This window comes from Allobosea minatitlanensis (genome assembly GCF_964020775.1).
This window is the reverse complement of record NZ_OZ224509.1, coordinates 3,345,331-3,371,947: the sequence shown is the minus strand read 5'-3', so window position 1 is coordinate 3,371,947 and position 26,617 is coordinate 3,345,331. Positions and strand designations below refer to the sequence as shown.

At 69.9% G+C, this 26,617-nt stretch carries 20 protein-coding genes; 12 read left to right on the top strand and 8 right to left on the bottom strand.

What is annotated here, in order from left to right; genetic code table 11:
- The first annotated feature begins 109 nt into the window (after positions 1-109).
- The 4 genes from ACWH43_RS16660 to ACWH43_RS16645 all read left to right on the top strand — a co-directional run bounded on the left by ACWH43_RS16660 (position 110) and on the right by ACWH43_RS16645 (position 4,949).
- Positions 110-991, top strand: a complete 882-nt coding sequence (locus tag ACWH43_RS16660) for an SDR family NAD(P)-dependent oxidoreductase (protein ID WP_158443880.1) — start codon at positions 110-112, stop codon at positions 989-991.
- On the top strand, positions 975-1,835 hold the full coding sequence (locus tag ACWH43_RS16655; protein WP_158443881.1) for an SDR family oxidoreductase: 861 nt from the start codon (positions 975-977) through the stop codon (positions 1,833-1,835). Before ACWH43_RS16660 ends, ACWH43_RS16655 begins: the two co-directional genes overlap by 17 nt.
- Before the next feature lie 209 nt (positions 1,836-2,044).
- On the top strand, positions 2,045-3,034 hold the full coding sequence (locus tag ACWH43_RS16650; RefSeq protein ID WP_158443882.1) for a magnesium transporter CorA family protein: 990 nt from the start codon (positions 2,045-2,047) through the stop codon (positions 3,032-3,034).
- Between the two features lie 136 nt (positions 3,035-3,170).
- Positions 3,171-4,949 (top strand): SLC13 family permease, encoded by a 1,779-nt coding sequence (locus ACWH43_RS16645; protein ID WP_158443883.1) that lies wholly within the window; start codon positions 3,171-3,173, stop codon positions 4,947-4,949.
- Positions 4,950-4,985: 36 nt separating this feature from the next.
- Here ACWH43_RS16645 and ACWH43_RS16640 read toward each other — a convergent pair whose 3' ends face one another.
- Entirely contained in the window at positions 4,986-6,050 is a 1,065-nt protein-coding gene (locus tag ACWH43_RS16640) for a cysteine synthase A (RefSeq protein ID WP_375796995.1), read from the bottom strand.
- A gap of 141 nt (positions 6,051-6,191) precedes the next feature.
- On the opposite strand from ACWH43_RS16640, the gene ACWH43_RS16635 reads away from it, so the two are divergent.
- Positions 6,192-7,430 carry a class I SAM-dependent RNA methyltransferase gene (locus ACWH43_RS16635; protein WP_158443884.1) on the top strand — a complete coding sequence of 413 codons (1,239 nt, stop codon included), beginning with the start codon at positions 6,192-6,194 and terminating at the stop codon, positions 7,428-7,430.
- Positions 7,431-7,439: 9 nt separating this feature from the next.
- Positions 7,440-8,852, top strand: a complete 1,413-nt coding sequence (locus tag ACWH43_RS16630) for an FAD-binding oxidoreductase (RefSeq protein WP_158443885.1) — start codon at positions 7,440-7,442, stop codon at positions 8,850-8,852.
- A 202-nt stretch (positions 8,853-9,054) separates the two neighbouring features.
- Here the strand turns inward: ACWH43_RS16630 and ACWH43_RS16625 are convergent, their stop codons facing one another.
- Together ACWH43_RS16625 and ACWH43_RS16620 are read right to left on the bottom strand one after the other, a co-directional pair.
- Complete coding sequence (locus ACWH43_RS16625; RefSeq protein ID WP_448153547.1) at positions 9,055-10,653, bottom strand: gamma-glutamyltransferase family protein; 1,599 nt, start codon at positions 10,651-10,653, stop codon at positions 9,055-9,057.
- Positions 10,654-10,701: 48 nt separating this feature from the next.
- Positions 10,702-11,466 (bottom strand): SOS response-associated peptidase, encoded by a 765-nt coding sequence (locus ACWH43_RS16620; protein WP_158443887.1) that lies wholly within the window; start codon positions 11,464-11,466, stop codon positions 10,702-10,704.
- 123 nt (positions 11,467-11,589) lie between these two features.
- Here ACWH43_RS16620 and ACWH43_RS16615 point away from each other — a divergent pair, with 123 nt between their 5' ends.
- Complete coding sequence (locus ACWH43_RS16615) at positions 11,590-12,054, top strand: hypothetical protein (protein ID WP_158443888.1); 465 nt, start codon at positions 11,590-11,592, stop codon at positions 12,052-12,054.
- Here ACWH43_RS16615 and ACWH43_RS16610 read toward each other — a convergent pair whose 3' ends face one another.
- Both ACWH43_RS16610 and dxs read right to left on the bottom strand, forming a co-directional pair.
- A complete protein-coding gene (locus ACWH43_RS16610) occupies positions 12,055-12,783 on the bottom strand; it encodes a TlyA family RNA methyltransferase (protein WP_260348035.1) in 729 nt (242 codons plus the stop codon).
- Between the two features lie 10 nt (positions 12,784-12,793).
- A complete protein-coding gene (gene dxs / locus ACWH43_RS16605) occupies positions 12,794-14,704 on the bottom strand; it encodes a 1-deoxy-D-xylulose-5-phosphate synthase (RefSeq protein WP_260348034.1) in 1,911 nt (636 codons plus the stop codon).
- A 178-nt stretch (positions 14,705-14,882) separates the two neighbouring features.
- Between dxs and ACWH43_RS16600 the strand changes: the two genes are divergently transcribed.
- The gene (locus tag ACWH43_RS16600; protein ID WP_158446353.1) at positions 14,883-16,112 is read left to right on the top strand and encodes an MFS transporter; all 1,230 of its coding nucleotides are present in this window, start codon (positions 14,883-14,885) and stop codon (positions 16,110-16,112) included.
- 18 nt (positions 16,113-16,130) lie between these two features.
- Here ACWH43_RS16600 and ACWH43_RS16595 read toward each other — a convergent pair whose 3' ends face one another.
- Both ACWH43_RS16595 and ACWH43_RS16590 read right to left on the bottom strand, forming a co-directional pair.
- Positions 16,131-17,051, bottom strand: a complete 921-nt coding sequence (locus tag ACWH43_RS16595; RefSeq protein ID WP_158446354.1) for a pirin family protein — start codon at positions 17,049-17,051, stop codon at positions 16,131-16,133.
- A 117-nt stretch (positions 17,052-17,168) separates the two neighbouring features.
- Complete coding sequence (locus ACWH43_RS16590) at positions 17,169-20,744, bottom strand: NahK/ErcS family hybrid sensor histidine kinase/response regulator (RefSeq protein ID WP_158446355.1); 3,576 nt, start codon at positions 20,742-20,744, stop codon at positions 17,169-17,171.
- A gap of 261 nt (positions 20,745-21,005) precedes the next feature.
- Here ACWH43_RS16590 and mscL point away from each other — a divergent pair, with 261 nt between their 5' ends.
- The 4 genes from mscL to ACWH43_RS16570 all read left to right on the top strand — a co-directional run bounded on the left by mscL (position 21,006) and on the right by ACWH43_RS16570 (position 25,415).
- On the top strand, positions 21,006-21,425 hold the full coding sequence (mscL, locus tag ACWH43_RS16585; RefSeq protein WP_158446356.1) for a large conductance mechanosensitive channel protein MscL: 420 nt from the start codon (positions 21,006-21,008) through the stop codon (positions 21,423-21,425).
- 121 nt (positions 21,426-21,546) lie between these two features.
- Positions 21,547-22,740 (top strand): pyridoxal phosphate-dependent aminotransferase, encoded by a 1,194-nt coding sequence (locus tag ACWH43_RS16580; protein WP_158446357.1) that lies wholly within the window; start codon positions 21,547-21,549, stop codon positions 22,738-22,740.
- 114 nt (positions 22,741-22,854) lie between these two features.
- Positions 22,855-23,940, top strand: coding sequence for an AbrB family transcriptional regulator (locus tag ACWH43_RS16575; RefSeq protein ID WP_158446358.1), 1,086 nt, complete (start codon positions 22,855-22,857; stop codon positions 23,938-23,940).
- Positions 23,941-24,059: 119 nt separating this feature from the next.
- The gene (locus ACWH43_RS16570; RefSeq protein ID WP_158446359.1) at positions 24,060-25,415 is read left to right on the top strand and encodes a protoporphyrinogen/coproporphyrinogen oxidase; all 1,356 of its coding nucleotides are present in this window, start codon (positions 24,060-24,062) and stop codon (positions 25,413-25,415) included.
- Between the two features lie 183 nt (positions 25,416-25,598).
- Here the strand turns inward: ACWH43_RS16570 and ACWH43_RS16565 are convergent, their stop codons facing one another.
- Entirely contained in the window at positions 25,599-26,534 is a 936-nt protein-coding gene (locus ACWH43_RS16565) for an SMP-30/gluconolactonase/LRE family protein (RefSeq protein ID WP_158446360.1), read from the bottom strand.
- Between the last annotated feature and the right edge of the window lie 83 nt (positions 26,535-26,617).

The window sequence follows — 26,617 nt, the reverse complement described above, 5'->3', positions numbered from 1 at the left end:
CCGGCAAAGGTTCAGGCATGGATTCCGGATCGGCGCCGCTGGCGCGGCTTGTCCGGGACGACGACGCTGGGATGGAGCGAGGGAGCCTATCAGGCTCGGGGGGGTCGGCATGAACACCGTCCCGCCGTCCCTCGCCGGCCGCATCTGCCTCGTCGCGGGCGCCTCGCGCGGGCTCGGGCGCGGCATCGCCGCGGCGCTGGGCGCGGCCGGCGCGACGGTCGTCGTCACCGGCCGCTCCAGCGAGGCCGGGCCGCGCACCGACCAGCGGCCCGAGACCTTCGAGGACGCCGCCCGCGAGGTCGAGGCGGCCGGCGGCAAGGGCCATCCCTATCGCTGCGACCACACCCGCGAGCGCGATGTCGACGGGCTGGTCTCCTGGTGTCTGCGCCGCTTCGGCCGGCTGGACTGCGTCGTCGATGCCGTCTGGGGCGGCAACGAGGGCTATGACGGCGAGCGCTACCCCGACGGCTCCGGCTACGGCACGCCGTTCTGGCGCCGTCCCGCGGCACGGCTGGGCGAGAGCTTCGAGAGCGGCGTCTATGCCCAGCTCCTGCTTGCCCGCGCGGTGGCGCCGGCGATGGTGCAGATGCGCTCCGGCCTGATCGTCACGGTGGGCTTCGACACCGGCTCGGGCTATCTCGGCGACGTCTTCTACGACCTCGCCAAGGCGGCGATGAACCGGCTGACCTTCGCGATGGCGGCGGAGCTGGCGCCCTTCGGCGTCACCGCGCTCGGCCTCTCGCCCGGCCATGTCCTGACCGAGCGCGTCCGCGATGCGGGCCTCGCATCCGAGACGACCGAGACGCCGCTCTATGCCGGCCGCGCCGTGGCGGCGCTGGCGGCCGACCGCCAGGTCGCGCGCCATGCCGGGCAGGTGCTGCGCGTCGCCGATCTGGCGCGCCTCTACGGCTTCACCGACCGGGACGGTTCGCAGCCGGGCCGTTTCACCATCACGGACGAACAGGGAGGCGGCGATGTCGCTCAAGGGTAAGACGCTCTTCATCACCGGCGGCTCGCGCGGCATCGGGCTCGCCATCGCGCTCAGGGCCGCGCGCGACGGCGCCAACGTCACCATCGCCGCCAAGACGGCCGAGCCGCATCCGAAACTGCCCGGCACGATCTATACCGCGGCAGCCGAGATCGAGGCCGCCGGCGGCGCATGCCTGCCGCTGATGGTCGATGTCCGCGACGAGGAGAGCGTCGCCGGGGCGATCGCCAAGACGGCCGAGACCTTCGGCGGCATCGACATCGTCGTGAACAACGCCAGCGCGATCCAGCTCACCAACACCGAGGCGACCGACATGAAGCGCTTCGATCTGATGCACCAGATCAACACGCGCGGCACCTTCATGGTCTCGAAATACGCCATTCCCCATCTGGAGAAGGCCGAAAACCCGCATATCCTGATGCTGTCGCCGCCGCTCGACATGAAGACGCAGTGGTTCGCGCCGCATCTGGCCTATTCCATCGCCAAATACGGCATGAGCCTGTGCGTGCTCGGGCTTTCCGGCGAGCTGGCGCGCAAGGGCATCGCGGTCAACGCGCTCTGGCCGCGCACCACCATCGCCACCGCCGCCGTGAAGAACCTGCTCGGCGGCGACAAGATGGTGCAGGCGAGCCGTACCCCCGAGATCCTGGCCGACGCCGCGCATCTGATCTTCTGCAAACCCTCGCGCGAATTCTCCGGCCATTTCCTGATCGACGACAGCTTCATGGCCGGCGAGGGCGTCACCGATTTCACGCCCTATCGCGTCGACCCCTCGGTGCCGCTGATGCCGGACTTCTTCGTGCCGGCCGACAGCCTGCCGCCGCAGGGCGTCAAGGGCGGGGTCTGAGGCAAGGCGCCCCACGCGCCGTCATGGGGAGGGGCGTGGCGACGAGGCAACCCAGGGGGACTGGGCGGCGCTCAGCCCCATCCTTCCCGGATTGCTTCGCTGCGCTCGCAATGACGGTAGCATGACGAGGCACCGTCATCGGTTTGACACGCGGCCCGGATCGGAGTTCCTGCCGATTCCCATCCCGCCCGTGCAGCGAGATTCGCGCCATGCTGACGATTCACGGCATCTGCCCGGATTCGGGCGACAGGCTCCGGCAGGCCAGCGCGGCCTCGGACGGGAGCTTGCCCGCCGATGCGATCTGGATCGACCTGCTCAACCCCACCCATGACGAGGACCGGCGCGTCGAGGAGCATCTCGGCATCGAGATTCCGACGCGCGAGGAGATGCACGACCTCGAGCCCTCGGAGATCATCTACACCGAGAACGGCGCCCGCTACATGACGGCGCGCGTCATCTGCCAGTCGGAGAGCATCGTTCCGAAGCTGGCCGACGTCACCTTCATCCTCACCGAGAAGGCGCTGGTCACCGTGCGCTACGACGAGCCCGGCGCCTTCAACATCTTCCTCAACCGGGCGACCAAGCCGGGCGGCTGCGGCCGGCAGCCCGAGGCGGTGCTCGACGGGCTGATCGAGGCGATCGTCGACCGCGCCGCCGAGGTGCTGCGCGGCGTCGGCGACAAGGTCGACATGGCCTCGCGCCGGATCTTCGCCGGCCGCGCCCAGGACGTCGAGCAGGGCGGCGTCTACCAGGTGGTGATCCAGCGGATCGGCCAGCACGAGCACATCATCTCGAATGTCCGCGAGAGCATGATGTCGATCGAGCGCGTGCTGCTCTTCCTCTCGGCCAACTACAACCGGCCGAAGAAGGCGGCGACCGGCTTCTCGGCCGAATGGCGCTCGGCGGTGCGCGACGTGCAGGCCATCGAGGAGCACGCGACCTTCCTCTCCAGCAAGCTGCAATTCATGCTCGACGCCACGCTCGGCCTCGTCTCGATCGAGCAGAACAAGATCATCAAGCTGTTCTCGGTGGTCTCGGTGGCGCTGATGCCGCCGACCCTGATCGCCTCGATCTATGGCATGAACTTCAGGGCCATGCCGGAGTTGGACTGGCGGTGGGGCTATCCGCTGGCGCTGGTCTCGATGGTCCTCTTCGCGGTGCTGCCCTATCTGTTCTTCCGCTGGAAGCGCTGGCTGTGACGCGGCGTTGCGGGCGGTTGCGCCAGAGCATCGGACCGAGAAGTGGAATCCGCTTTTCGGAGAAATCCGTTGCGCCAACAATGAGATCGATCATCGTTACCGCGTCCGAAAGGACGCGCGATGATCTAGGATCCGGATGACCCAGCCGCAGCTTCTCTCCGTCCTCCTCGTCGCCGGCATGATGGCCGCCTTCCTCTGGGGCCGCCTCCGCTACGACATCGTCGCGATGCTGGCGCTGCTCGCCGCGGTCGCGCTCGGGCTCGTCCCCGCCGCCGAGGCCTTCAAGGGCTTCTCCGACGACATCGTCGTCATCGTCGGCAGCGCGCTGGTGCTGAGCGCCGCGGTCGCCCGCTCGCGGATCATCGAAAGGCTGTTCTCGAAGCTGGGCTCCGGCACGGCCTCGACGCATTGGCAGGTGCCGCTGCTGGTCTTCTCGGTCGCGATCCTGTCGGCGATCATCAAGAACATCGGCGCGCTCGCGATGATGCTACCGATCGCCTACCAGCTCGCGCGCAAGGGTGGAAAATCCCCCTCCGTCTTCCTGATGCCGATGGCCTTCGCCTCGCTGCTCGGCGGCATCGTCACGCTGGTCGGCACCTCGCCGAACGTCATCGTCGCCCGCGTGCGGCAGGAACTCGGCGGCGAGCCGTTCCGCATGTTCGACTTCGCCCCGGTCGGCATCGTCGTGGCGCTCGCGGGCTGCGCCTTCCTCAGCGTCGGCTACCGGCTCCTGCCGCGCGGCCGGCGCGGCGCCGCCTCGCTCGACCAGGCCATCGCGATCAAGGACTACCTCACCGAGGCGCGGCTCGGCCCCAAATCGGCGCTGGCGGGCAAGACCGTCGCCGCGCTCAAGGCGCTGGGCGGCGGCAATGTCGAGATCGTGCAGATCCTGCGCGACGAGCGCCGCGTCAAGGCGCCCTTGCCCGATGCCGGGCTGCGCGCGGGCGACCTGCTGCTGCTGCGCGGCGACGCCGCCCTGCTCGAGCGCGTCGTGGCCGAGGGCGGACTCGACCTGATCGGCAAGGACCGGCCGACGGAGAAGGAGGACGCGCTCGACCCGGACCGCACGGCCGAGGCGATCATCGGCCCGGATTCCGTGCTGGTCGGCCAGTCGGCCGGCGATATCGGCCTGCATGCCCGCTTCGGGGTCAACATGCTGGCGATCAGCCGTTCCGGCGAGCGCTTCAGCCAGCGGCTGCGCGACATCCGGCTGCGGGCCGGCGACGTCGTGGTGATTCAGGGCGACGAGAAGCTGCTGCCGGAGAAGCTCTCGGAGATGGGCCTGCTGCCGCTGGCGGACCGCCTCGTGCCGCTGGGCTCGACCCGGCGCGTGGTGCTGACCGTCGCCATCGCGCTCGCGGCCGTGGCGACGCTGGCAGCCGGGCTCGCGCCGGTGCCGCTGGTCTTCTTCGCGGCGGCCGTGCTGCTCATTGCCTTCCGCTGCGTGCCGCTGCGCGAGGCCTATCGCAACATCGACGCGCCGATCCTGATCATGCTCGCCGCGCTGATCCCGGTCAGCGATTCGTTGCGGACGACGGGCACCACGGAGCTGTTCGCCTCCTGGCTGGCGCTGTTCGGCGCCGGGCTGCCGGGCTGGGCCGCCGTCGCGCTGATCCTGATCGCGGCGATGGCGGTGACGCCCTTCCTCAACAACGCGGCGACCGTGCTGGTGATGGCGCCGATCGGTGCGGGCTTCGCCCGGAACCTGGACTACAATCCCGACGCCTTCCTGATGGCGGTGGCGATCGGCGCGGCCTGCGACTTCCTCACGCCGATCGGCCATCAGTGCAACACGCTGGTGATGGGCCCCGGCGGCTACCGCTTCGGCGATTATGCCCGGCTCGGCGCGCCGCTCTCGCTGATCGTCATCCTGCTCGCCGTGCCGATGATCCTGCTGGTCTGGCCGCTGCGGTAGGGGCTCGGCGCCCGGCGGATGCCGTGCGGGCCCGGCTCAGGCCAGCACCCGCGCCATGACCTGCTTCAGCGCCCGGTCGTCGCGCTCCAGCCAGCCGGGAATCGGCAGGTCCTTCGAGCGCAGGAACTCCGGGTTGAACAGCTTCGACTGGTAGCGCGTGCCGTAGTCGCAGAGCACCGTCACGATGGTATGGCCCGGCCCCATCCGCTGCGCCAGCCGGATCGCGCCGGCGACGTTGATCCCCGACGAGCCGCCGAGGCACAGGCCCTCATGCTCCAGCAGGTCGAAGACGATCCGCACCGCTTCCGCGTCCGGGATCTGGAAGGCGGCGTCGACCGTCAGCCCTTCGAGATTGGCGGTGATCCGGCCCTGGCCGATGCCCTCGGTGATCGAGGAGCCTTCCGCCTTGAGCACGCCGGTCGTGTACCAGGAATAGAGCGCGGCGCCCATCGGATCGGCGAGGCCGATCGTCACCTTGGGGTTGCGCGCCTTCAGCGCCATGCCGACGCCGGCGAGCGTCCCGCCCGAGCCGACCGCGCAGATGAAGCCGTCGACCGCGCCGGCCGTCTGCTCCCAGATCTCCGGCCCGGTGGTGTCGAGATGGCCCTGCCGGTTGGCGACGTTGTCGAACTGGTTGGCCCAGACCGCGCCGTTGGGCCCGGTCTTCGCCAATTCCTCGGCGAGGCGGCCCGAAACCTTCACATAATTGTTCGGATTGGCGTAGGGCGCGGCCGGCACCTCGACCAGCGTCGCGCCGGCGAGCCGCAGCATGTCCTTCTTTTCCTGGCTCTGCGTCTCGGGGATGACGATGACCGAGCGATAGCCCAGCGCATTGCCGACCAGCGCGATGCCGATGCCGGTATTGCCCGCCGTGCCCTCGACGATGACGCCGCCCGGCTTCAGCAGCCCCTTCGCCTCGGCGTCGCGGATGATGGCGAGCGCGGCACGGTCCTTGACCGACTGGCCGGGATTCATGAATTCGGCCTTGCCGAGGACGGTGCAGCCGGTTTCCGCCGAGGCCCTCTGCAACTTGATCAGCGGCGTGTTGCCGATGGCTTCGATGACGCCGTCCTTGAGGTCGATCTTCGCGCGGATGGTCATGGCCGGATTTCCCAATTCGTCCCTGACCTGATAGGCGAAAGCCTTGCAGAGGTCACCAGCAAGCGGTCGGCCCGCCCCGAGTTCGGAACAATGCCAGTCGCCAAGCCGCAAGCCGGAGAGAAATCTTCTCCGAAGCTCGCCATGAACGAAATCCTGTCCGTCGATCGGCTCGGGCAGCGCGGCGACGGCATCGCGCGGGGGCCGTCCGGCAGTGTCTTTATTCCTTATGCGCTGCCGGGAGAGACCGTGCGCGCCGTGGTCGATGGCGAGCGCGGCCAGCTCGTCGAGATCATCGCGCCGGCCGAATCCCGCATCGCCGCGATCTGCCCGCTTTTCACCCGCTGCGGCGGCTGCGCCGCCCAGCACATGGCGCCGGGGCTCTATCGCGAATGGAAGCGCCGGCAGGTCGTGACCGCGCTGGAGCATGCCGGCGTCGCCGCCCCGGTCGGCGATCTGGTCGACGCCCATGGCGCCGGGCGCCGGCGCGTCACCTTCCATGCCCGCCGCCAGGGCGAGGCGATGGTCGCCGGCTTCATGGCGGCGCGCAGCCATGAGCTGATCGCGGTCGAGGCCTGTCCGGTGCTGGCGCCGGGCCTCGACCGCGCGCCGGCCGTGGCGCAGATGCTGGCGAGCCGCATGGGCGGCGCCGGCAAGCCGCTCGACATCCAGATCACGGCCTCGGAGGCCGGGCTCGATGTCGACCTGCGCGGCCACGGCCCGCTCGGCGACAGGCTCAGGCTCGCCCTGACCCAGCTCGCGGAGCGGCTCGACCTCGCCCGGCTCTCCAACCATGGCGAGATCGTCGTCGAGCGCCGCCCGCCCTTGCAGCGCATGGGCAAGGCGCTGGTCGCTCCTGCCGCCGGCGGCTTCCTGCAGGCGACGGCGCTGGGCGAGGAGACTCTGGCGGAGCTCGTCACCGCCGCCCTGCCGAAAGGCAGGCGCGCCGCCGATCTCTTCGCCGGCTGCGGCCCGTTCAGCTTCCGCATCGCGGAGCGGATGCAGGTCACCGCCATCGAGAGCGACAAGGCGGCGATGCTGGCGCTGGCGAAGGGTTTCGGCGCCACGCCGGGCCTGAAGCCGATCGCGACCGAGACGCGCGACCTCTTCCGCCGCCCGCTGCTGGAGCATGAACTCAACGGCTTCGACGTGGTGGTGCTCGATCCGCCGCGTGCCGGCGCCGAGGCGCAGGTCAGGCGGCTGGCGGCCTCGAAGGTCAGGGACGTGATCTATGTTTCCTGCGACGCCGGCAGCTTCGCGCGCGACGCCGCGATTCTGGTTGCGGGCGGCTATGCGCTGGAGGCCGTGACGCCGGTCGACCAGTTCCGCTATTCCGCTCATGTCGAGCTGGTCGGCGTGTTCCGGCGGGGCAGGAAGGGCTAGGGCTTCACGATGAGCGCAATTCTCGATCGTATGGCCGGCATCGTCGGCGCGAAGAACGTCGTCACCGATGCCGACGCGATGGTGCCCTATCTCAAGGAATGGCGCGATCTGTTCCGCGGCAAGGCTCGCGGCGTGGTCCGTCCCGGCTCGACCGCCGAGGTCGCCGAGCTGGTGAAGCTTGCGGCCGAGACCGGTACGACGCTGGTGCCGCAGGGCGGCAATACCGGCCTCGTCGGCGGCCAGATCCCGATCGCGGACGGCAGGGAGATCATCCTCTCGCTGCAGCGCCTGGACAAGGTCCGCGCCGTCGACGCCGAGGGCGACACCATGATCGTCGAGGCCGGCGTCACGCTGAAGCGGGCGCAGGACGCGGCGGAGGCGGCAGGCCGTCTCTTCCCGCTCTCGCTGGCCTCCGAAGGCTCCTGCACCGTCGGCGGCAATCTCTCGACCAATGCCGGCGGCACCGCCGTCCTCGCCTACGGCAATGCCCGCGAGCTCTGCCTCGGGCTTGAGGTCGTGCTGCCGGACGGGCGCATCTGGAACGGCCTGCGCCAGCTCCGCAAGGACAACACCGGCTACGATCTGAAGGACCTCTTCATCGGCGCCGAAGGCACGCTCGGCATCATCACCGCGGCCGTGCTCAAGCTTTTCCCGCTGCCGGCGGTGCGCGCCACGGCCTTCCTCGCCGTGCCGAATCCGGAAGCGGCGCTGGACCTGCTCAACGCCGCCAAGGCCGGCGCCGGCGGCACGCTCACCACTTTCGAGCTGATGCCGCGCATCGGCCTCGACTTCGTCCTGCGCCATGCGTCGGGCGCGCGCGATCCGCTCTCCGAGCCGTCGCCCTGGTATGTGCTGATGGAGGTTTCGGCCCAGTCCGCCGCCGGGCTCGACGCGCATGTCGAGGCCTTCCTCGGCGAGGCGCTGGAGAAGGGCATCGTCACGGATGCGGCGCTGGCCGGCTCGCTGACCCAGCGTGCCGATTTCTGGAAGCTGCGCGAGATGCTCTCGGAGGTGCAGACTTATGAGGGCGGCTCGATCAAGCACGACGTTTCGGTGCCGGTCCATGCCACCCCGGAATTCCTGAAGCGCGCGATCGCGCTGGTCGAGGCGATGGTGCCGGGCTGCCGGCCGGTGCCCTTCGGCCATCTCGGCGACGGCAACATCCATTTCAACGTCAGCCAGCCGGTCGGCGGGGACAAGCAGGCCTTCCTGGCGCGCTGGAGCGAGATGAACGAGGCGGTCCACGCCATCGTCGCCGAGCTGCACGGCTCGATCTCGGCGGAGCACGGCATCGGCCGCCTCAAGCGCGACCTGCTGCCGGGCGTGAAGGACCCGGTCGAGCTCGACCTGATGCGCGCGATCAAGCAGACGCTCGACCCGAAGGGCATCTTCAATCCGGGCGCGGTGCTGGCTACCAGGTAAGCTCGGACAGCGCGGGGAAACCTCTCCCGGAGGGAGAGGGCAGGGTGAGGGGTAGGCCGTTGGACGTTTCGGCTGTGACCTGACCGCTGCTGCGATTGGGACGTGAAAACTGGTCCAGGGGCCTACACCTCACCCCTACCTCTCTCCTTACAGGAGAGGGGATCCCGCGCCCCTTTTTGCAGCGGTGCTCAATTGCGACACCTCAGGGCGTCGCGACATACCCATCCCGGCGCGGATCGGCGGCACCCGTAAACACCCCCGTCTCCGGATCGACCGCGACCGCCTGCATGCCGCCGCAGCGCATGGTCCAGCCGACGTCGAAGGCGCGCGCGTCGTGTCCGCGCCGGACGAGCTCGGCGATCGTCTCGGGCGCGATGCGGTTCTCGATCTCGACGAGGCGGCCGTCCCAGAGCCGGGCGCGCGGCGCCTCGATCGCCTCCTGCAAGGGCAGGCCGAAATCGCAATACTGCACCATCGCCTGCGCCTGCGTCTGCATGATGCCGTAGCTGCCGGGCGTGCCGAGGGCGAGCACGGGGCGACCGTCGCGCGTCGAGATCGAGGGCGACATGCACATCGCCAGCGCGTCGCCGGGCTTCGCCCGGTTCGGGCTGCCGGTCTGCACGTTGGCCCAGTACAGGAAATTGTTGAGGCACAGCCCCGTTCCCGGCACGACGACGCCGCTGCCGAAGGGGCTGCCGAGGCTCTGCGTGATGCAGATCAGGTTGCCGTCGCTGTCCGCGACCGAGAGCGAGGTCGTATGCGCCGGGTCCTCCTTGTCCTGCGGCGTCCACTGCTCGGTCGGGCCGCTCACCGGCTCGCCGTCGGTCAGGCGCCGGCGCAACCGCTCGACCGAGGCGTCCGACAGGATCTCAGCCAGCTTGTCCGGGCCCGGATTGTTGTGGGCGATGCGCTCGCCCGCCGCCAGCCGGATGGCGCGATAGACGAGGTCGAGATGCTCCGGCCCGTCCTTCGGCAGCGAGGCGAGGTCGAGCCCTTCGAGAAGGCGCAGCGTCAGCAGGAACTGGAAGCCCTCGCAAGGCGGCGGCGGCACATGCACCGTGAGCCCGCGATAGGAAGCGGCGAGCGGTTCGCGCCAGACCGTCTTCACCGCGTCGAGATCGGCCATCGTCAGCGTACCGCCGAGCGCCTTGAGATGCGCCACGACCTTTTCGCCGAGCGCACCGCGATAGAAATGGTCCGGCCCCTCGGCCGCGATCTCGCTCAGCGACTGCGCCAGGTCGGATTGGACCAACAGCGAGCCGAGATGCATGGCCTTGCCGTCCGGCTGGTAGTTCCGCGACCAGGCCGGATAAAGCGCGGAATATTTCCGCAGCAGCGGGTCGTTCTCCTCGAACTCCGCCGCGCCGAACTCGGCCAGCGCGAAACCGTCCCGCGCCAGCGCGATCGCCGGTGCGAAGACCTCGGCCAGCGATTTGCGCCCATAGCTCTTCACCAGCTCGCACCAGCCGGCGAGGTTGCCGGGCGAGGCGATGGCGAGCGGGCCGCGCTCCAGATCGGAACGCTTGTTGAAGCGCCCGGCCGGGAAGCTCGCCGGGATCGGCGGCACGAAATCGAGAACCCGGATGCGCCGTTCCGCCCCGACCCACATGGTGGCGAAGCCCATCCCGGCCAGGCCCGACATGAAAGGCTCGACCACGTTGAGCGCGGCGGCGGTCGCAGCCGCCGCGTCGAAGGCGTTGCCGCCCTGGGCCAGCAGCCGCGCGCCGGCCTGCGCCGCGAGCGGATGGGCGGCGGCGACCATGCCGTGGCGGGAGGTCATGGTGGGGCGGCGACCGTGCATCAGCGTTTCCTCATCCTGCTTTTGCGCGATCAGAGCATGATTCCGGCGCTAGAACAGGCTGCCTTGCCCGTCATCGGCGGGAGGCCGGGTCGCTTTGCGCGCATGGCGCGAGGGCTCTGCCTGTGCGGATTCGGGCGCGTGGGCGGCCGGCATCTGCACGTCGGGCGTGTCGTTGGCGACCTTGTTGACCGCCGGGCCGATGGCGACGGCCTCCAGCAGCTCGTCGGGCGGCGGCCTCAGCAGGCGCAGCGTCTGCTGCGGCGTCGCGTCGGCATCGAGCCAGGCGTCATGGTCGCGCGGGTCGAGGATGATCGGGCAGCGATGATGGATCGCGGCCATGGTGCCGTTGGCCGGGCCGGTCAGCATGGCGACGGTGTCGAGCTCGGAGCCGTCCGGCGAATGCCAGGTCTCCCAGAGCGCCGCGAAGGCGAAGAAGCCGCGATCCGGCCGGCGGAAGAGGAAGGCCTCGGCGCGGGCCTGCCGGCCGCTGCCGCTGCGGCGCCATTCGTAGAAGCCGTCCGCGGGCAGCAGGCAGCGGCGCCGGGTCAGCGCGTGGCGGAAGGACGGCTTCTCGGCCGCGCTCTCGCTGCGGATATTGATGACCAGGGGGAAGTCCTTCAGGTCCCTGACCCAGCCGGGGACGAAGCCCCACCGCATCAGCAGGAACTGCCGTCCGCCGTCATGCGGCCGGATGACCGGCACGGGCTGCGTCGGCGCGATGTTGTTGCGCGGCGGGAAGTTCGGCTGCTCGCGATAGCCGAAGGCGGCGCGCATCGCCTCGGGCGGCAGGGTGATGGCATAGCGTCCGCACATGGCGCCTGTTTAGCGCGGGCCGAGCCCCGCGCGGCAACACTTTCTTCGGGGTTCGCTCACCATAATCGGCCCGGTTCGGGACAGGGCATGGTCGCCTCCGCGAGAAAACTGCAGGCTGGGACAGTGGCCGACAGCAAGAAACGGGCGCAGGCGCCGCGGCTTTCCACCGATTTTCTCAACCGTTTCATCGAAGCGCTGATGCTGATCGAGCTTTCCGCGAGCGACGACAGCGTCGTCGACGATCTGCGCCGCTGGCAGGGCATCGGCTATCGCGAGCATTTCGAGGGCTCGGCGCTGCGCTGCGCCGCCGCCGCGCTCGCGGCCTATGACGGCATCGATCCCGCCCGGCGCAGGGCGTTCGAGGAGGTCTGCCGCTCGATGACGCGGCTGGTCGCGACGGTGAACGCGCTGCTCGCCGAGACGCCGCGCCCGGCCGAATTCCCGATGATCGTCGAGGTGGCCGGCGAGGCGATGCGCAAGCTGATCTCGCGCTCGGCGCAGTTCATCAACGCCGATGGCATGATCGACATCGCCACATTCGACGACGCGGCGCTGCAGGGCCGGATCGACGCGCTGCTGGCGCGCTGATCAGGCGCCCCGCCGCGCTCCCGCGAGGAACTCGCGGTTGCCGTCGCCCCCCTCGATCGGGGAGGGGATCGGCCCCGCGACGGCGAAACCCAGCGCGCCCAGCAGCGCCACGATCTCCTCGCAGACCTGCCGCTGCACCGCCTCGTCCCGGACGATGCCCTTCTTCAGCGCGGCGCGCCCGGCCTCGAATTGCGGCTTGATCAACGCGGCGATGCCCGCCTCCGGCGCCAGCAACGCGGCGACGGCCGGCAGCACGAGCTTCAGCGAGATGAAGCTGACGTCGATGACGGCGAGGCTCGGCCGCTCCGGCAAGGCCTCGGCTGCGAGCGTGCGGATGTCCTGTCCCTCGAAGCTGCTGACGCGGGGGTTTTGGCGCAGCGAGGCATGGAGCTGGTCGCGGCCGACATCGACCGCGATCACATGCCGGGCGCCGCGCCTGAGCAGGAGGTCGGTGAAGCCGCCGGTCGAGGCGCCGACATCGAGGCAGATGCGGTCCTTCGGGTCGAAGCCGAAGGCGTCGAGCGCGGCTTCGAGCTTCAGCCCGCCGCGCGAGACGTAAGGATGCGGCGCCTGCGCGCTGAGTTCGGCGTCCTGCGCCACCATTTCGGAAGCCTTGCGCACCGCCGCGCCGTTCGCGGTGACGAGGCCGGCGGCGATGGCGGCCTGGGCCCGCGCCCGGCTTTCGAAGAAGCCGCGCTCGACGAGCAACTGGTCCGCCCGGCTCTTCATGGCGCGGGCCTCAGGCGCGCCGGATCGCGCTCGGGTTGCCCAGCGCGGCCTCGACGGCCTTGACGATGCCGGCGGCATCGAGCCCGGCGGCGGCGTACATCGCCTCGGGCTTGTCGTGGTCCTGGAAGGCGTCCGGCAAGGTCAGCGTCCGCACCTTCAGGCCGGCATCGAGCGCGCCGCTCCGCGCCAGCAGGTGCAGCACATGGCTGCCGAAGCCGCCCACCGAGCCTTCCTCGATGGTGATCAGGATGTCGTGCCCGCGGGCGAGCTTCAGGATCAGCGCCTCGTCGAGCGGCTTGGCGAAGCGCGCATCCGCGACCGTCGCGGACAGGCCGCGCTGCGCCAGCAGCTCGGCCGCCTTGAGGGATTCGGCAAGCCGGGTGCCGAGCGAGATGAGCGCGATCTGCGTGCCTTCCCGCAGGATCCGCCCCTTGCCGATCTCCAGCGGCACGCCGGTATCGGGAATCTCGACGCCGACGCCCTCGCCGCGCGGATAGCGGAAGGCGATCGGACCGGCATCGTAAGCCGCCGCGGTCGCGACCATATGGGTCAGTTCCGCCTCGTCGGCCGCCGCCATCACCACCATCTCGGGCAGGCAGGCGAGATAGGCGATGTCGAAGGAGCCGGCATGGGTGGCGCCATCCGCGCCGACGAGCCCTGCCCGGTCCAGCGCGAAGCGCACTGGCAGCTTCTGGATCGCCACGTCGTGCACGATCTGGTCGTAGGCGCGCTGCATGAAGGTCGAGTAGATCGCGACGAAGGGCTTGTAGCCCTCGGTCGCGAGACCTGCCGCGAAGGTCACCGCATGCTGCTCGGCGATGCCGACATCGAAGGTCCGGCCCGGAAACTCCTTGCCGAAGGCGTCGAGCCCGGTGCCCGACGGCATCGCCGCGGTGACGGCGACGATCTTCTCGTCCTCGCGCGCCTGCTTGATCAGCGCGCCGGCGAAGACGTTGGTGTAGCTCGGCGCATTGGCCGGCGCCTTGGCCTGGAGGCCGGTGACGGGGTCGAACCTGACGACGCCGTGGTACTTGTCGGCGCTGGCCTCGGCCGGGGCGTAGCCCTTGCCCTTCTGGGTCACGACATGGATCAGGATCGGCCCGTTGCCGGCGTCGCGGACATTGCGCAGCACCGGCAGGAGGTGGTCGAGGTTATGCCCGTCGATCGGCCCGACATAGTAGAAGCCGAGCTCCTCGAACATCGTCCCGCCGGTCCAGAAGCCGCGCGCATATTCCTCGGTGCGCCGCGCCTTGTCGTGGAAGAAGCGCGGCAGCTTCTCGGCGAGCTGCTTGGCGACCTCGCGCAGCGAGCGATAGGTCCGGCCCGAGACCAGCCGCGCCAGATAGGCCGACATCGCGCCGACCGGCGGTGCGATCGACATGTCGTTGTCGTTGAGGATGACGACGAGCCGCGAATCGAGCGCGCCGGCGTTGTTCATCGCCTCATAGGCCATGCCGGCCGACATGGCGCCGTCGCCGATCACGGCGATGACGTTGTTCTGGCGCCCGGCGAGGTCGCGCCCGACCGCCATGCCGAGCCCGGCCGAGATCGAGGTCGAGGAATGCGCGGCGCCGAAGGGGTCGTATTCGCTCTCGGAGCGCCTGGTGAAGCCGGAGAGCCCGCCGCCCTGGCGCAGCGTGCGGATGCGGTCGCGCCGTCCGGTCAGGATCTTGTGCGGATAGGCCTGGTGGCCGACATCCCAGATCAACCGGTCGCGCGGCGTGTCGAAGACATGGTGCAGCGCCACCGTCAGCTCGACCACGCCGAGCCCGGCGCCGAGATGGCCGCCCGTGACGGAGACGGCGTCGATCGTCTCCAGCCTGAGCTCGTCGGCGAGCTGGCGGAGCTGCGCGTCGTCGAGCCTGCGCAGATCGGCCGGGTCGTGGATCGTGTCGAGGAGCGGCGTGGCGGGACGGGGCACGAGGAAGACTGATCCTTCGATGAGACGCTCTGGAAATAGAGCTTGCGCGCCGCGCTGGCAAACCGGCCGCGGGATGCCGGCCCGGTCATCCGCCCGGGGCCGTGCCACGAAACGGGTGGTTCCGCTTCCCGGTTGCGCCTTTTGATGCGGTCACGACCACTTCCGGGGATGCCGAGCGATGGAAAATACCGAGACCGCAGCGCTGCCAGCGGCATTCAGGCGCATCGGCTGGTCCAATCTCGCGGCCCAGTTCTCGGAGCAGATCGCGCTCGCCGCCGCGCCTTTGGCCGCGGTCCTGCTGCTGGCGGCCGGGCCGGCCGAGACGGGCTGGCTGCAGACGGCGCAGACCTTGCCCTTTCTGCTGCTGTCGATCCCGGCCGGCCTGATGGTCGACCGGGCCTCGCGGCGCTCGCTGATGGTCGGGACTGAAGCGTTGCGGACCCTGTCGCTGCTGGCGATTCCGCTGCTGCTAGCCGCGGGCGGCCTCGATCTGAACCGGCTCGCCCTGCTCGGTGCCCTCGGCGCCGTCGGCACGGTCTGCTACAGCGTGGCGGCCCCGGCCTTCGTTCCTTCCGTGGTGCCGCGCGCGCGGCTGGCGGAGGCCAATCGCTGGCTCGAGCTCGCGCGCAGCGTCGCCTATGCCGGCGGCCCGGCGCTCGGCGGGGCGCTCGTCGGCTGGATCGGCGTTTCGACGGCCTATGGTCTGGCCGCGGGGCTTTCCCTGCTGGCGGTGCTCTTTCTGGCCGGATTGCCCGGGGATGAGCCGCCATCCGGTCCGCGCCGCCATCTGCTGCACGATCTGGGCGAGGGCGCCCGCTTCGCGGTCGGCCACGATCTGCTCAGGCCGATCCTGCTGACGGCGGTCTTCTTCAATGTCGCCTGGTTCGTCCTCCAGGCGGTCTATGTCGCCTATGCGGTCCAGAATCTCGGCCTCAGCGCGACCGAGGTCGGGGTCACGCTCGGCATCTACGGGGCGGGCATGATCGTGGGGGCCGCTCTCGCGCCCGCCATCGCCCGGCGGGTCTCCTTCGGGACGCTGATCCTGATTGGACCGTTCTTCGGCTTCTGCGCGGCCGGGATCATGCTGGGGACGCTCTGGCTCCCCTCCATCCATCTGGTCGGCGCGAGCTTCTTCCTGTTCGGCGTCGGCCCGATCATCTGGACGATCTCGACCATGACGCTGAGGCAGGCGGTCACGCCCAATGCCATGCTCGGCCGGGTCTCCGCCCTGATCATGACGGCGACCTTCGGCGCGCGGCCTTTGGGCGCCGCGATCGGCGCCACGGTGGCGGCGCATCTCGGCATCGCAGCCTGCCTGGCGCTCGCGGCCGCGGGCTTCCTGGTCCAGCTCCTCGTCATCGGCTTCTCGCAGGTGCCGCGGCTGCGGGACCTGTCCGAGATCGCCTGAACGGGAGGGGCCGTCGCCTCAGCCCTCGGGCAGCGGAATGAATTCCTTGTCATCGCCGGGCACGGTGTCGAAGCGGCCGGTCTTCCACTCCTCCTTGGCCTGCTCGATCCGTTCCTTCGAGGAGGAGACGAAGTTCCACCAGATATGGCGCGGCCCGTCCATGGGCTCGCCGCCGACCACCATCACCCGGCTCTGGTCGATGGCGAGGATCGAGATGCGATCGCCCGGCTTGAAGACGAGGAGCTGGCCGGCGCCGAATTCCTCGCCGGCGATGTCGATCTTGCCCGAGACGATGTAGATCGCCCGCTCGTCGTAATCGGGGTCGAGCGGCAGGATCGCGCCGGGCGAGAGCACGGCCTCGGCATAGAGCGCCTCCCAGGGGAACTGCACCGGCGAGGTCTCGCCATAGGCCGAGCCCATGATCAGGCTGATGCGTTTTCCGCCCTCGACGATGCGCGGCAGCTCCGGCGCGCCGTGATGCGTGAATTCCGGCGCGATCTCCTCATGCGTCTTCGGCAGGGCGAGCCAGGCCTGGATGCCGTAGAGCCTCGGGCCGGTGGCGCGGGCTTCCATGCCGGTGCGCTCGGAATGGACGATGCCGCGCCCGGCGGTCATCAGGTTGACCGCGCCGGGCTTGATCGCCAGCGCCGTGCCCAGCGAGTCGCGGTGCATGACCTCGCCGTCGAAGAGATAGGTCACGGTCGAGAGGCCGATATGCGGATGCGGGCGCACGTCGAGCCCCTCGCCGAGATGGAACTCGGCCGGGCCCATCTGGTCGAAGAAGATGAAGGGGCCGACCATGCGCTGGCCGATGGCCGGCAGCGCCCGGCGGACCTGGAAGCCGCCGAGATCGTGCGTGCGCGGCACGATCACCTTCTCGATCGCGGCGCAGGAGCGGGCATCGCCCAGGATCGGATCTTCGGCTGGCAGTTGCGACATGGCGGTCTCCTTGGCTGGACCGAATCTGAGCCCGGCCGGGCCGATCGGCAAGGGCGCCGGCCGGAACGGCGCTGCCGCGGCGCTGGCGGCCAGGGCCGGGCCGGCGCGCCGAACCGGCTATTCCGCCGCCAGCCGCGTCGCCCGCCACTGCGCCAGCAGGGCCCGCAGCGCCGCCGGCTTCAGCGGCTTGTTGAGCATATGGACGTCGAGCGCGCCCGAGGCCTCGCGCACATGCGGGGTGCGGTCCGCGGTTAAAAGGATCGCCGGCATCGGCGCGCGGGCGCGGGCCCTGAGCGAGCTGATGGCGGTGAGCCCGTTGCCATGGTCGAGATGATAATCGGCGATGACCACGTCCGGCTCGTCGCGGCCGCCGACCAGCGGCAGCGCCTCGTCGAGTCCGGCGGCGGTGGCCACCCGGCACCCCCAGCCCTCGAGCAGGCGCTTCATGCCGTCGAGGATCGCCGGCTCGTTGTCGATCACCAGCAGATGCATCCCGGCGAGCTGCCCGGCCGGCGACTGGCGCGGCGCGGCGGCGGTCGTCATCGCCGGCAGAGGCGCCACGCGCGGCACGGTGAGCGAGAAGCGCGTGCCGCGGCCGGGCGCCGAATCGAGCGTCAGCCCGTGGTCGAGCGCGCGCGCGATGCGCTGCACGATCGAGAGGCCGAGGCCGAGGCCGCGCGCCACCCGCGCGCCCTGGTCGAGCCGCTGGAACTCCCGGAAGACGGTCTTCTGCTTGCTCTGCGGAATGCCGAGGCCGGTATCGATGACCTCGACGGCGATCTGGCCGTTGCGGCGCCGGCAGCCCACCAGCACCTTGCCGTTCGGCGTGTATTTGATCGCGTTGGAGATCAGGTTCTGCAGCAGGCGCCGGAGCAGGCGCCGGTCCGAGCGCACCGCCAGCCCGGTCGGCACGAAGACCAGCTTCAGCCCTTTTTCATGCGCGCTCGGCTCGAATTCGCGCTGGAGCTGGCGCATCAGCTCGTCGAGACGGAAGGAGGAGAGCTCGGGCCTCAGCGCCCCGCCGTCGAGCCGCGAGATCTCGAGCAGCGCGGTCAGGATCTCCTCGACCGCGTCGAGCGAGGCGTCGATGTTCTCGGCGAGCTCGGGCCGGCCGGCGGCGCGGTCCCGCTCCACCAGCGAGGTCGCGTAGAGCCGGGCGGCGTTGAGCGGCTGCAGGATGTCGTGGCTCGCCGCCGCCAGGAAACGGGTCTTCGAGACGTTCGCGGCCTCGGCCTCGGCCTTGGCGCGCTGGAGCTCGGCATTGACGTGCAGCAGCTCCTCCGTGCGCTCGGCGACGCGCCTTTCCAGGCTTTCATTGGCCCGCTCCAGCTTCTCCTCGCCGGCGACGGTCTCGGTGATGTCGGTATAGGTGGTGACGAAGCCGCCATCCGGCAGCGGATTGGTGCGGACCTCGATCACGGTCTTCGACGGGAAGAGCTTGAGGCGGACCGGCTCCCGGTCCCTGACGAAGCTCTCCAGCCGGGCGGCCATCAGGTCGTCCTGCGCGCCGTCGCCATAGGCGCCGCGCGCCGCATTGTAGCGGACGATCTCGTCGAGCCCGGTGCCGAAGCGGACCAGCGAGGGTGGCAGGTCGTAGAGCCGCAGGAAGGCCTGGTTCCAGGCGAGGATCCTGAGGTCGCGGTCGAGCACGGTGATACCCTGGCCGGCATGGTCGAGCCCGTGCTGGAGGATGTCGCGGTTGTACTGGAGCGCGGCCGAGGCGTCGTCGAGCAGCTTGAAGGCGGCTTCGGTCGAGAGGTTGCGCTTCTTCAGCAGCAGCGACAGCACCAGCCGCGAGGAGGCGGCCCCGATCGCCGAGGAGAGCAGATGCTCGCCGAAGCGCAGCAGGTGGATGTCGGCGTCGCGGCCGGGCTCGGATGTCTCGCCGCGGCTCAGATTGAAGCTGTCGAAGGCGCGGGCGGTGCGCTCCTGGCCGAGATAGCGGGCGATCGTCGCCTGCAATTCGCCTTCGCTCACGCTGGTGCGCCAGAGCGAGAAGGTCTGCGCCATGGTGGCGCTGTCCGATTCGACGAAGGCGTTGGCCTGCAGCCGCTCCATCGCATTGGCCGGCCGGAGCAGCGAGAAGCCGACATAGGCGAGGATGTTGAGCCCCAGGCTCCAGACGACGCCATGGGTCAGCGGCGGCATGCGGAGGCCGAACAGCGCCTCCGGCCGCAGCATGTCGGTGCCGAAGGGGCCGTGATTGACCACCTCGCTCCACCAGCTTCCCGGAATGGCGAGGCTCGGCATCAGCAGCGTATAGGCCCAGACCAGGGTGCCGATGGCCAGGCCGGCGACGGCGCCGAGCGCGGTGCCCCGCCGCCAGATCAGGCCGCCGAGGAAGGCCGGCGCGATCTGCGCCGTCGCGGCGAAGGAGAGCAGGCCGATCGAGACCAGCGCCGCTTCGCCGGAGGCGCGGTAATAGGCGTAGCCGAGCAGGATGACGAGGAAGATGCTCGCCCGCCGGATGATCACCACCTGGGAGCCGAGGTCGCCGCCGAGATTGCTGTTCGACGGAACCCGCAGGCTGGCGGGCGCCGCCGCGCCGTTGGGTTCGCTGAGCGCGCGCCGGCCGCGCAGCAGCAGCGGCATGACCAGATGGTTCGAGATCATGATCGCCAGCGCCACGGAGGCGACGATCACCATCGCCGTCGCCGCCGAGAGGCCGCCGACGAAGACGAGCAGCGCCACCGCCCCGGCCCCGTTCTGGAGGGGCAGGAGCAGCACCGTCATGTCGCGGTCGACGCCGCTGCCCGGCATCAGCAATTCGCCGGCCGCCGCCAGCGGCAGGACGAAGAGATTGATCAGCACGAGATAGAGCGGAAACATCCAGGCGGCGCGGCGCACGTCCCGGCGGTCGCGGTTCTCGACGATCGCCATGTGGAACTGCCGCGCCAGCAGCAGCGCCGCGCAGCTCGACAGCAGGGTCAGGGTCAGGAAGCCGGGCAGGCTCGAGGTCCGCTCCCAGATCGGCGGCTGGCCGGGCGGCGGCAGCGCGGCCGCCCGGCCGAGCAGGTCGCCCATGCCGTCGAACAGCCCGTAGACGATGTAGAGCCCGAGCACGAGGAAGGCGACCAGCTTGACCAGGGATTCGACCGCGATGGCCAGCACCAGCCCGTCCTGGTGCTCGGTCGCGTCGATATGGCGCGTGCCGAAGGCGCAGGCGAAGCCGGCGAGCACCATGGCGACCAGGAAGGCGAGATCGCTCAGGATCGGCACGTTCTCGACCGGAGAATGCCCGCCGGTCGCGGCCAGGAAGACCGAGAGCGAGTTGGCGACCGCCTTGAGCTGCAGCGCGATATAGGGCAGGGCGCCGATCACCGCGACGAGGCAGACCAGCGCCGCCACCCGCTCGCTCTTGCCGTAGCGCGCGCCGACGAAATCCGCGACCGAGGTAATGTTCTGCGACTTGGCGATGCCGACGACCCGGTCGACGAAGCGGTGGCCGAGGCCGATCACCAGGATCGGCCCGACATAGATGCCCAGGAAGTCGAAGCCGGCGAGATTGGCGAAACCGACCGAGCCGTAGAAGGTCCAGGAGGTGCAGTAGACGCCCAGCGCCAGCGCGTAGATGGTGGTGCGCGCTCGCCCGGTCATCAGGCGCCGGCCGGACATGTCGGCGGTATGCGCAACGGCGAAGAGCCCGCACAGATAGGCGAGGGCGACCAGGACGACGGACCAGGCTGGAATCACGACGCGACGCCCCGCAAGGATGCCTGCCGTCGAAAACGCAAAGCCGGCGGCATGATCTTCCGTTTCAGGTTTCGCCCCAGTCTAGCGGCCGGCTTTCCGCGGCGCCACAGGTCATTCCGCCGGTTCATCCCCAAAATAGTTTGCGCAAACCGGCCCGAACCCGCCGATTTGCGGGGCGGCGGGCTTTTCCTGTCCCGGCGCCCTGGTCTAGCCTGCACCGGCTGACGGAGACGTCCCGGCGACGACAGGAAGAGGTGCGGCATGCTCGAGGAATTCAAGAAATTCGCTCTGCGGGGCAATGTCATCGATCTCGCGATCGGTGTGATCATCGGCGCCGCTTTCGGCAAGATCGTCGACTCCCTGGTCAACGACATCATCATGCCCTTCATCGGCGCGCTCGGCGGCGTCGATTTCTCGAACTACTTCATCGGGCTGAACAGCGGCGTCACCGCGACGACGCTGGCGGAGGCCAGGAAGCAGGGCGCGGTTCTCGCCTATGGCAACTTCATTACCGTCGCCGTCAACTTCATCATCATCGCCTTCGTGCTGTTCCTCGTCGTCAAGGGCATCAACATGCTCCAGAAGAAGAAGGAAGAGGAGCCCGCCGCCCCGGCCGCCAAGCCCGACGACGTCGTCCTGCTCGGCGAGATCCGCGATCTGCTGAAGCAGAAGGCGGTCTGAGCCCGGGCTCCTTCCGGTCGCGATTCATCACGGCGACCGATCGACCCGATCTCGCGATTTCATGCCCCCGGCCGCCGTCATCGGCTAAAGCTGGGGCCTCACAATCGCGAGGTCGAACCCGATGAGTTTCGTCGTTCCCACGGGCAGCACCCTGATCCCCGATCTGCGGCCGGAGGCGCGCGAGGCGCCCGAGAGCGGCATCGTCGAGGTGATGAACTACGGTCGCCTGCGCCAGGGGCTGATCCCGCTCTGGGTCGGCGAGGGCGACCTGCCGACCCCGGCCTTCATCCGCGAGGCGGCGGCGCGGTCGCTGGCCGCCGGCGAGACGTTCTACACCTGGCAGCGCGGCATCCCCGAACTGCGCGAGGCGCTGGCGCGCTATCACGAGCGCCTCTACGGCCAGCCCTTCTCGCCGGAGCGCTTCTTCGTCACCGGCTCGGGCATGCAGTCGCTCCAGATCGTGGTGCGCATGATCGCGGGCCCGGGCGACGAGCTGATCGTCCCGACCCCGGCCTGGCCCAATTTCGTCGCGGCGGTGAGCGTGGGCGGGGCCACGCCGGTCTGCGTGCCGATGGACTACGAACAGGGCCGCTTCACGCTCGATCTCGGCAAGCTCGAGGCCGCGATCACGCCGCGGACGCGCGCCATGCTGATCAACTCGCCTTCCAACCCCACGGGCTGGACCGCGACGCGCGAGGAGCAGGAGGCGCTGCTCGCGCTCTCGCGCAAGCACGGCATCTGGATCGTCGCCGACGAGATCTATGGCCGCTTCGTCTATGACGGCGCGGCGCGGGCCCCGTCCTTCCACGACATCGTCGCCGCGGAGGACCGCGTCATCTTCGTCCAGACCTTCTCGAAGAACTGGGCGATGACCGGCTGGCGCATCGGCTGGATCGAGGCGCCGGAGGCCTTCGGCCAGGTGATCGAGAACCTGATCCAGTACTCGACCTCCGGCTCGCCGGTCTTCATCCAACGCGGCGCCGTGGCGGCGCTGGACGAGGGCGAGGGCTTCATCGCCGAGCAGATCGCGCGCGCCGCCGAGGGGCGCCGGATCGTCTATGAGGGGCTGAAGGCGACCAACCGGGTTTCGCTCGCGGCCCCGGTCGGAGCCTTCTACCAGTTCTTCTCGGTCGACGGCCGCGACGATTCCCGCGCCCTGGCGCTGGAGCTGGTCGACAAGGCCAATGTCGGGCTGGCGCCGGGCCTCGCCTTCGGCCCCGGCGGCGAGAAGGGCTTGCGCCTCTGTTTCGCCCGCAAGGCGTCCGATCTCGCCGAGGCGGTGGCGCGGCTGCAGAAGGCGCTGGCGGCGGTCTGACCCTGCGCCGCGCAACGCGGCCCTGCGTGGGCCGTTGGACGGTGCGGTTGACCGCCGCGCCCGCCATGGCCATGAACGCCCGGCGTCGCCGTTTCCGCGACGCCTCGGGGCAGAATGAGCGTTTTCGGCTACCCATCCTCGCGCCTGGCGATCCTCGGGCGTGAAGCCGTCGTGATCGCGATCGCGACCGCGGGCGGCGCCCTGTTCGCGACGCTCGGCATGCCGGCTGCCTGGCTGTCCGGCTCGATGCTGCTCAGCACGGCGGTCGCGCTGGTGCGGCCGCTGCCGGCGCTGCGGCGCCCCTGGTTCGATTCGACGATGCTGCTTTCGGGCACCATCCTCGGCTCGGCCGCCACCCCGGAGGCGCTGGCGGCCCTCGGCCGCTACCCGGCCTCCCTGCTGATGCTGCTCGTCGGCGTCGCGGCGATCATGCTGGCGACGGGCGCCTATCTGCACCGCGTCGCGCGCTGGCCCTGGATCGACGCGCTGCTGGCGGCGGCGCCCGGCGCGCTCTCGACCGTGCTGGCGATCGCCCAGGAAAAGGGGGCCAATATCGGCCGCATCTCGGTGATCCAGCTCTTCCGGCTGCTCGTGCTGGTGGCGTTCCTGCCGAGCCTGATGCAGGCGACGGGCGCCTCCGCCGGCGCGCCGATTCCCGTCGTCACCGCCGTCGACCCCGCGGCGATGCTGGGGCTGACGATGGCGGGGCTGCTGACCGGGCTCTGCTTCGAGCGCATCGGGCTCGCCGCGCCGCTGATGTTCGGCGCGACCTTCGCGAGCGCGGCCCTCCACGGCATGGGGCTGGTCGAGGGCAGCCTGCCGATGCCGGTCCAGATCGCGGTGCAGATCCTGCTCGGCTCGACCATGGGCGGGCGCATCGCCCATATTCCGCGCGAGGAGCTGCGCGGCCTCTTCCCGCTGGCGATCGGCGGCTTCGCCGTGTCGATGGGCGTCGCCTTCCTGTTCGCCTGGCCGGCCGCCTGGCTGACCGGCGTGCCCTATGCCAGCGGCATGGCGGCCTTCGCGCCGGGCGGGCTCGAGGCGATGGCGATGCTCGCCTTCGCCATGGGGCTCGACACGCTCTATGTCGGTTCCCACCACCTCGTGCGCTTCGTGGTGATCGGCCTGTCGATGCCGCTCGTTCTGATGCGGATGAAGGGCAAGGCGCCGGAGGCCGGCCCGCCGGGACCGGGGCGTTAGCGTTAACGGTTGATGACGATCGGATCCCGCGATTGCGCGCTGGACGCAAGCCGGGATTCATCCGCTTCTGCTAGGCCGGTGATCGCCGGAAACCACGGCTGCACCCGGGGGCTGTCGTCATGAACTTCGCTGCAAAGGCGCCTGCCATCTGGCGCCGTCTCGCCAAACCCGTCGCGATCATCGGCGCCGGCATCGCCGGCCTGACCGCGGCCTTCGATCTGGAACGGCGCGGCCTGCAGGCGGCGGTGTTCGAATCCGGCCGCGCGGTCGGGGGAATGGCCTCCTCCTTCAAGGATGCCGAAGGCTACACCTATGATTTCGGCGCGCATTTCGTCAGCAACCGGCTGGCCGAGGCGCTCGGCGCGGCCGACATCTCGCGGACGGTCGGCCGCTATGGCGAGGCCGTGGCGCTGGGCGGCCGCAGCTACAGCTATCCCTTCGGCCTCGCCGCCTCGCCGCGCTATGCCGCGAGCGCCGTCGCGGCCAGGCTGCGGCCCGGCGAGGTCGCGAACGCGGCCGACTGGTTCCGCAACGCCTATGGCGCCGCCCTGGCCGAGGATGTCGCGATCCCGCTGGCCGAGGCCTGGTCCGGCGCGCCGGCGAGCAAGCTCTCGCCGGCCGTCGGCCAGAAGCTCTCCGCCGGCGTGCTGAAGACGCTCTATCTCAAGGCCGCCTCGCGGCTGACGGGGCGCGCCGTCTGCAACGGTTATTCGCACGAGATGCCGGAGAGCCCGGGCATCTACCATGTCTATCCCGAGGGGGGCGTCTCGCGCCTGCTCGAGCCGACGATGAAGCAGATCGGCCATCGCATCGCGCTGGAATCGCGGGTCGAGCGCATCTTCGTCGAGCGGGACCGCGTCGTCGCCGTGAAGGTCAACGGCCGCGAGATCGGCGTCTCGGCGGCGATCAGCACGGCGCCGGTCCATCTCCTGCCGCGCCTCGTCGAGGGGACCGACCGGCTCGACGCGCTCGGCGCGTTCCGCTACCGGCCGATGATCTTCGTCAATCTGCGCTTCGAGGGCCGCAACCTCCTGCCGGACACCATGCTCTGGGTGCCGGATCGGTCGCAGCCCTTCTTCCGGATCACGGAAGCGCCGTTCTCGATGCCCTGGCTCGCGCCGGAGGGGCGCACACAGCTCACCTTCGACATCGGCTGCGAGGTCGGCGACGCGCATTGGACGATGTCCGACGAGGAGCTGGCGCGGATTTGCCTGGACGGGCTCTGCCGCATCTATCCGCATCTGCGGGCGCGCTATATCGGCCCGGGCGGGATGCTGAAGACGCCTTTCGCCTATCCCGTCTACCTCGCCAGCTACGAGCGGCGGCGCCAGGACTTCGCCCGCGACACCGGCGTCGCCGGGCTCTACAGCATCGGCCGCAACGGCGAGTTCGCCCATCTGCTGATGGAGGACATCTACTGGCGCACGCTGAAGCGCATGCAGCATGTCGCCGATTACGTCGGGCAGGAGGTGTAGCGCATCGGCGGCTTCCCGGAAACGCAGCCTTCAGCCTGAGGTGCGCCGCAGGCGCGTCTCGAAGGATGTTTCAGGAGGCCCCGGAGACATCTGGACCATCCTTCGAGACGGCCCTTGGGGCTTCCTCGGGATGAGGGCTCGATCAGGTGCCTGGGATGACGGCTTCGCAGAGTTTGGCGGCCTTCAGGGCCGCCGCGCGCCGTTGGTATGGGTCATCACGGCATAGAGCGAGGTCGTGCCGCAGATGAACAGGCGGTTGAGCTTGGGCCCGCCCCAGCAGACATTCGCGACGATCTCGGGGATGGCGATCCTGCCGATCAGCGTGCCGTCCGGGTGGTAGACATGGACGCCGTCCGCGGCGCTCGTCCAGATCCGCCCCTCGACATCGAGGCGGAAGCCGTCGAACAGCCCGTTCGTGCAGGTGGCGAAGACCGTCGAGGCGCCGAGCGTCCTGCCGTCGGCGGCGACGTCGAAGGCGCGGATATGGCGCGGGCCGTTCCCGGGATCGTGGCTGGCGCCGGTGTCGGCGATGTAGAGGATGCGTTCGTCGGGCGAGAAGGCGAGGCCGTTCGGCTTGACGAAATCATCGGCGGCGACGGCGATCTCGCCGCTCTGCCCGTCGATCCGGTAGACATGGCAGGCGCCGATCTCGCCTTCCGCCTTGTCGCCCTCATAGTCGCTGAGGATGCCGTAATCGGGATCGGTGAACCAGATCGAGCCGTCCGACTTCACCACCACGTCGTTGGGCGAGTTCAGCCGCTTGCCGCGGTAATGGCTGGCTAGCACCGTGATCGAGCCGTCATGCTCGGTGCGCGTCACCTGCCGCCCGCCATGCTCGCAGCTCACCAGCCGGCCCTCGCGGTCGACCGTGTTGCCGTTGGAGTTGCGTGCCGGCTGCCGGAAGACGCCGACCTGCCCGGTCAGCGCGTCGAAGCGCAGCATCCGGTCGTTGGGGATGTCGGACCAGACCAGCGTGTTGTGGGCCGGGAACCAGGCCGGCCCCTCCGACCAGCGCGCGCCGGTCCAGAGCCGCTCGATTCGCGCCGAGCCGGGAACGATGCGGTCGAAGCGCGGATCGAGAACCGAAACGCCTGTGCCGTCGAGTACGCCGAACGTCATCTCTTTCCTCCGTGTCGTGCCGGGTCCGCGCGCCGGTGCCTGCCGGTCTCCCGCCGGACGCGGCCCCGGCCTGGCGGCCGGCG

Coding starts and splice junctions, on each gene's coding strand:
- ACWH43_RS16650 (WP_158443882.1), top strand. CDS start 2,045: ATGCTGACGATTCACGGCATCTGCCCGGATTCGGGCGACAGGCTCCGG.
- ACWH43_RS16620 (WP_158443887.1), bottom strand. CDS start 11,466: ATGTGCGGACGCTATGCCATCACCCTGCCGCCCGAGGCGATGCGCGCC.
- ACWH43_RS16595 (WP_158446354.1), bottom strand. CDS start 17,051: ATGTCGCAACTGCCAGCCGAAGATCCGATCCTGGGCGATGCCCGCTCC.
- ACWH43_RS16645 (WP_158443883.1), top strand. CDS start 3,171: ATGACCCAGCCGCAGCTTCTCTCCGTCCTCCTCGTCGCCGGCATGATG.
- ACWH43_RS16625 (WP_448153547.1), bottom strand. CDS start 10,653: ATGCACGGTCGCCGCCCCACCATGACCTCCCGCCACGGCATGGTCGCC.
- ACWH43_RS16630 (WP_158443885.1), top strand. CDS start 7,440: ATGAGCGCAATTCTCGATCGTATGGCCGGCATCGTCGGCGCGAAGAAC.
- ACWH43_RS16610 (WP_260348035.1), bottom strand. CDS start 12,783: ATGAAGAGCCGGGCGGACCAGTTGCTCGTCGAGCGCGGCTTCTTCGAA.
- ACWH43_RS16660 (WP_158443880.1), top strand. CDS start 110: ATGAACACCGTCCCGCCGTCCCTCGCCGGCCGCATCTGCCTCGTCGCG.
- ACWH43_RS16575 (WP_158446358.1), top strand. CDS start 22,855: ATGAGCGTTTTCGGCTACCCATCCTCGCGCCTGGCGATCCTCGGGCGT.
- ACWH43_RS16600 (WP_158446353.1), top strand. CDS start 14,883: ATGGAAAATACCGAGACCGCAGCGCTGCCAGCGGCATTCAGGCGCATC.
- mscL (WP_158446356.1), top strand. CDS start 21,006: ATGCTCGAGGAATTCAAGAAATTCGCTCTGCGGGGCAATGTCATCGAT.
- ACWH43_RS16580 (WP_158446357.1), top strand. CDS start 21,547: ATGAGTTTCGTCGTTCCCACGGGCAGCACCCTGATCCCCGATCTGCGG.
- ACWH43_RS16640 (WP_375796995.1), bottom strand. CDS start 6,050: ATGACCATCCGCGCGAAGATCGACCTCAAGGACGGCGTCATCGAAGCC.
- ACWH43_RS16565 (WP_158446360.1), bottom strand. CDS start 26,534: ATGACGTTCGGCGTACTCGACGGCACAGGCGTTTCGGTTCTCGATCCG.
- ACWH43_RS16635 (WP_158443884.1), top strand. CDS start 6,192: ATGAACGAAATCCTGTCCGTCGATCGGCTCGGGCAGCGCGGCGACGGC.
- ACWH43_RS16655 (WP_158443881.1), top strand. CDS start 975: ATGTCGCTCAAGGGTAAGACGCTCTTCATCACCGGCGGCTCGCGCGGC.
- ACWH43_RS16570 (WP_158446359.1), top strand. CDS start 24,060: ATGAACTTCGCTGCAAAGGCGCCTGCCATCTGGCGCCGTCTCGCCAAA.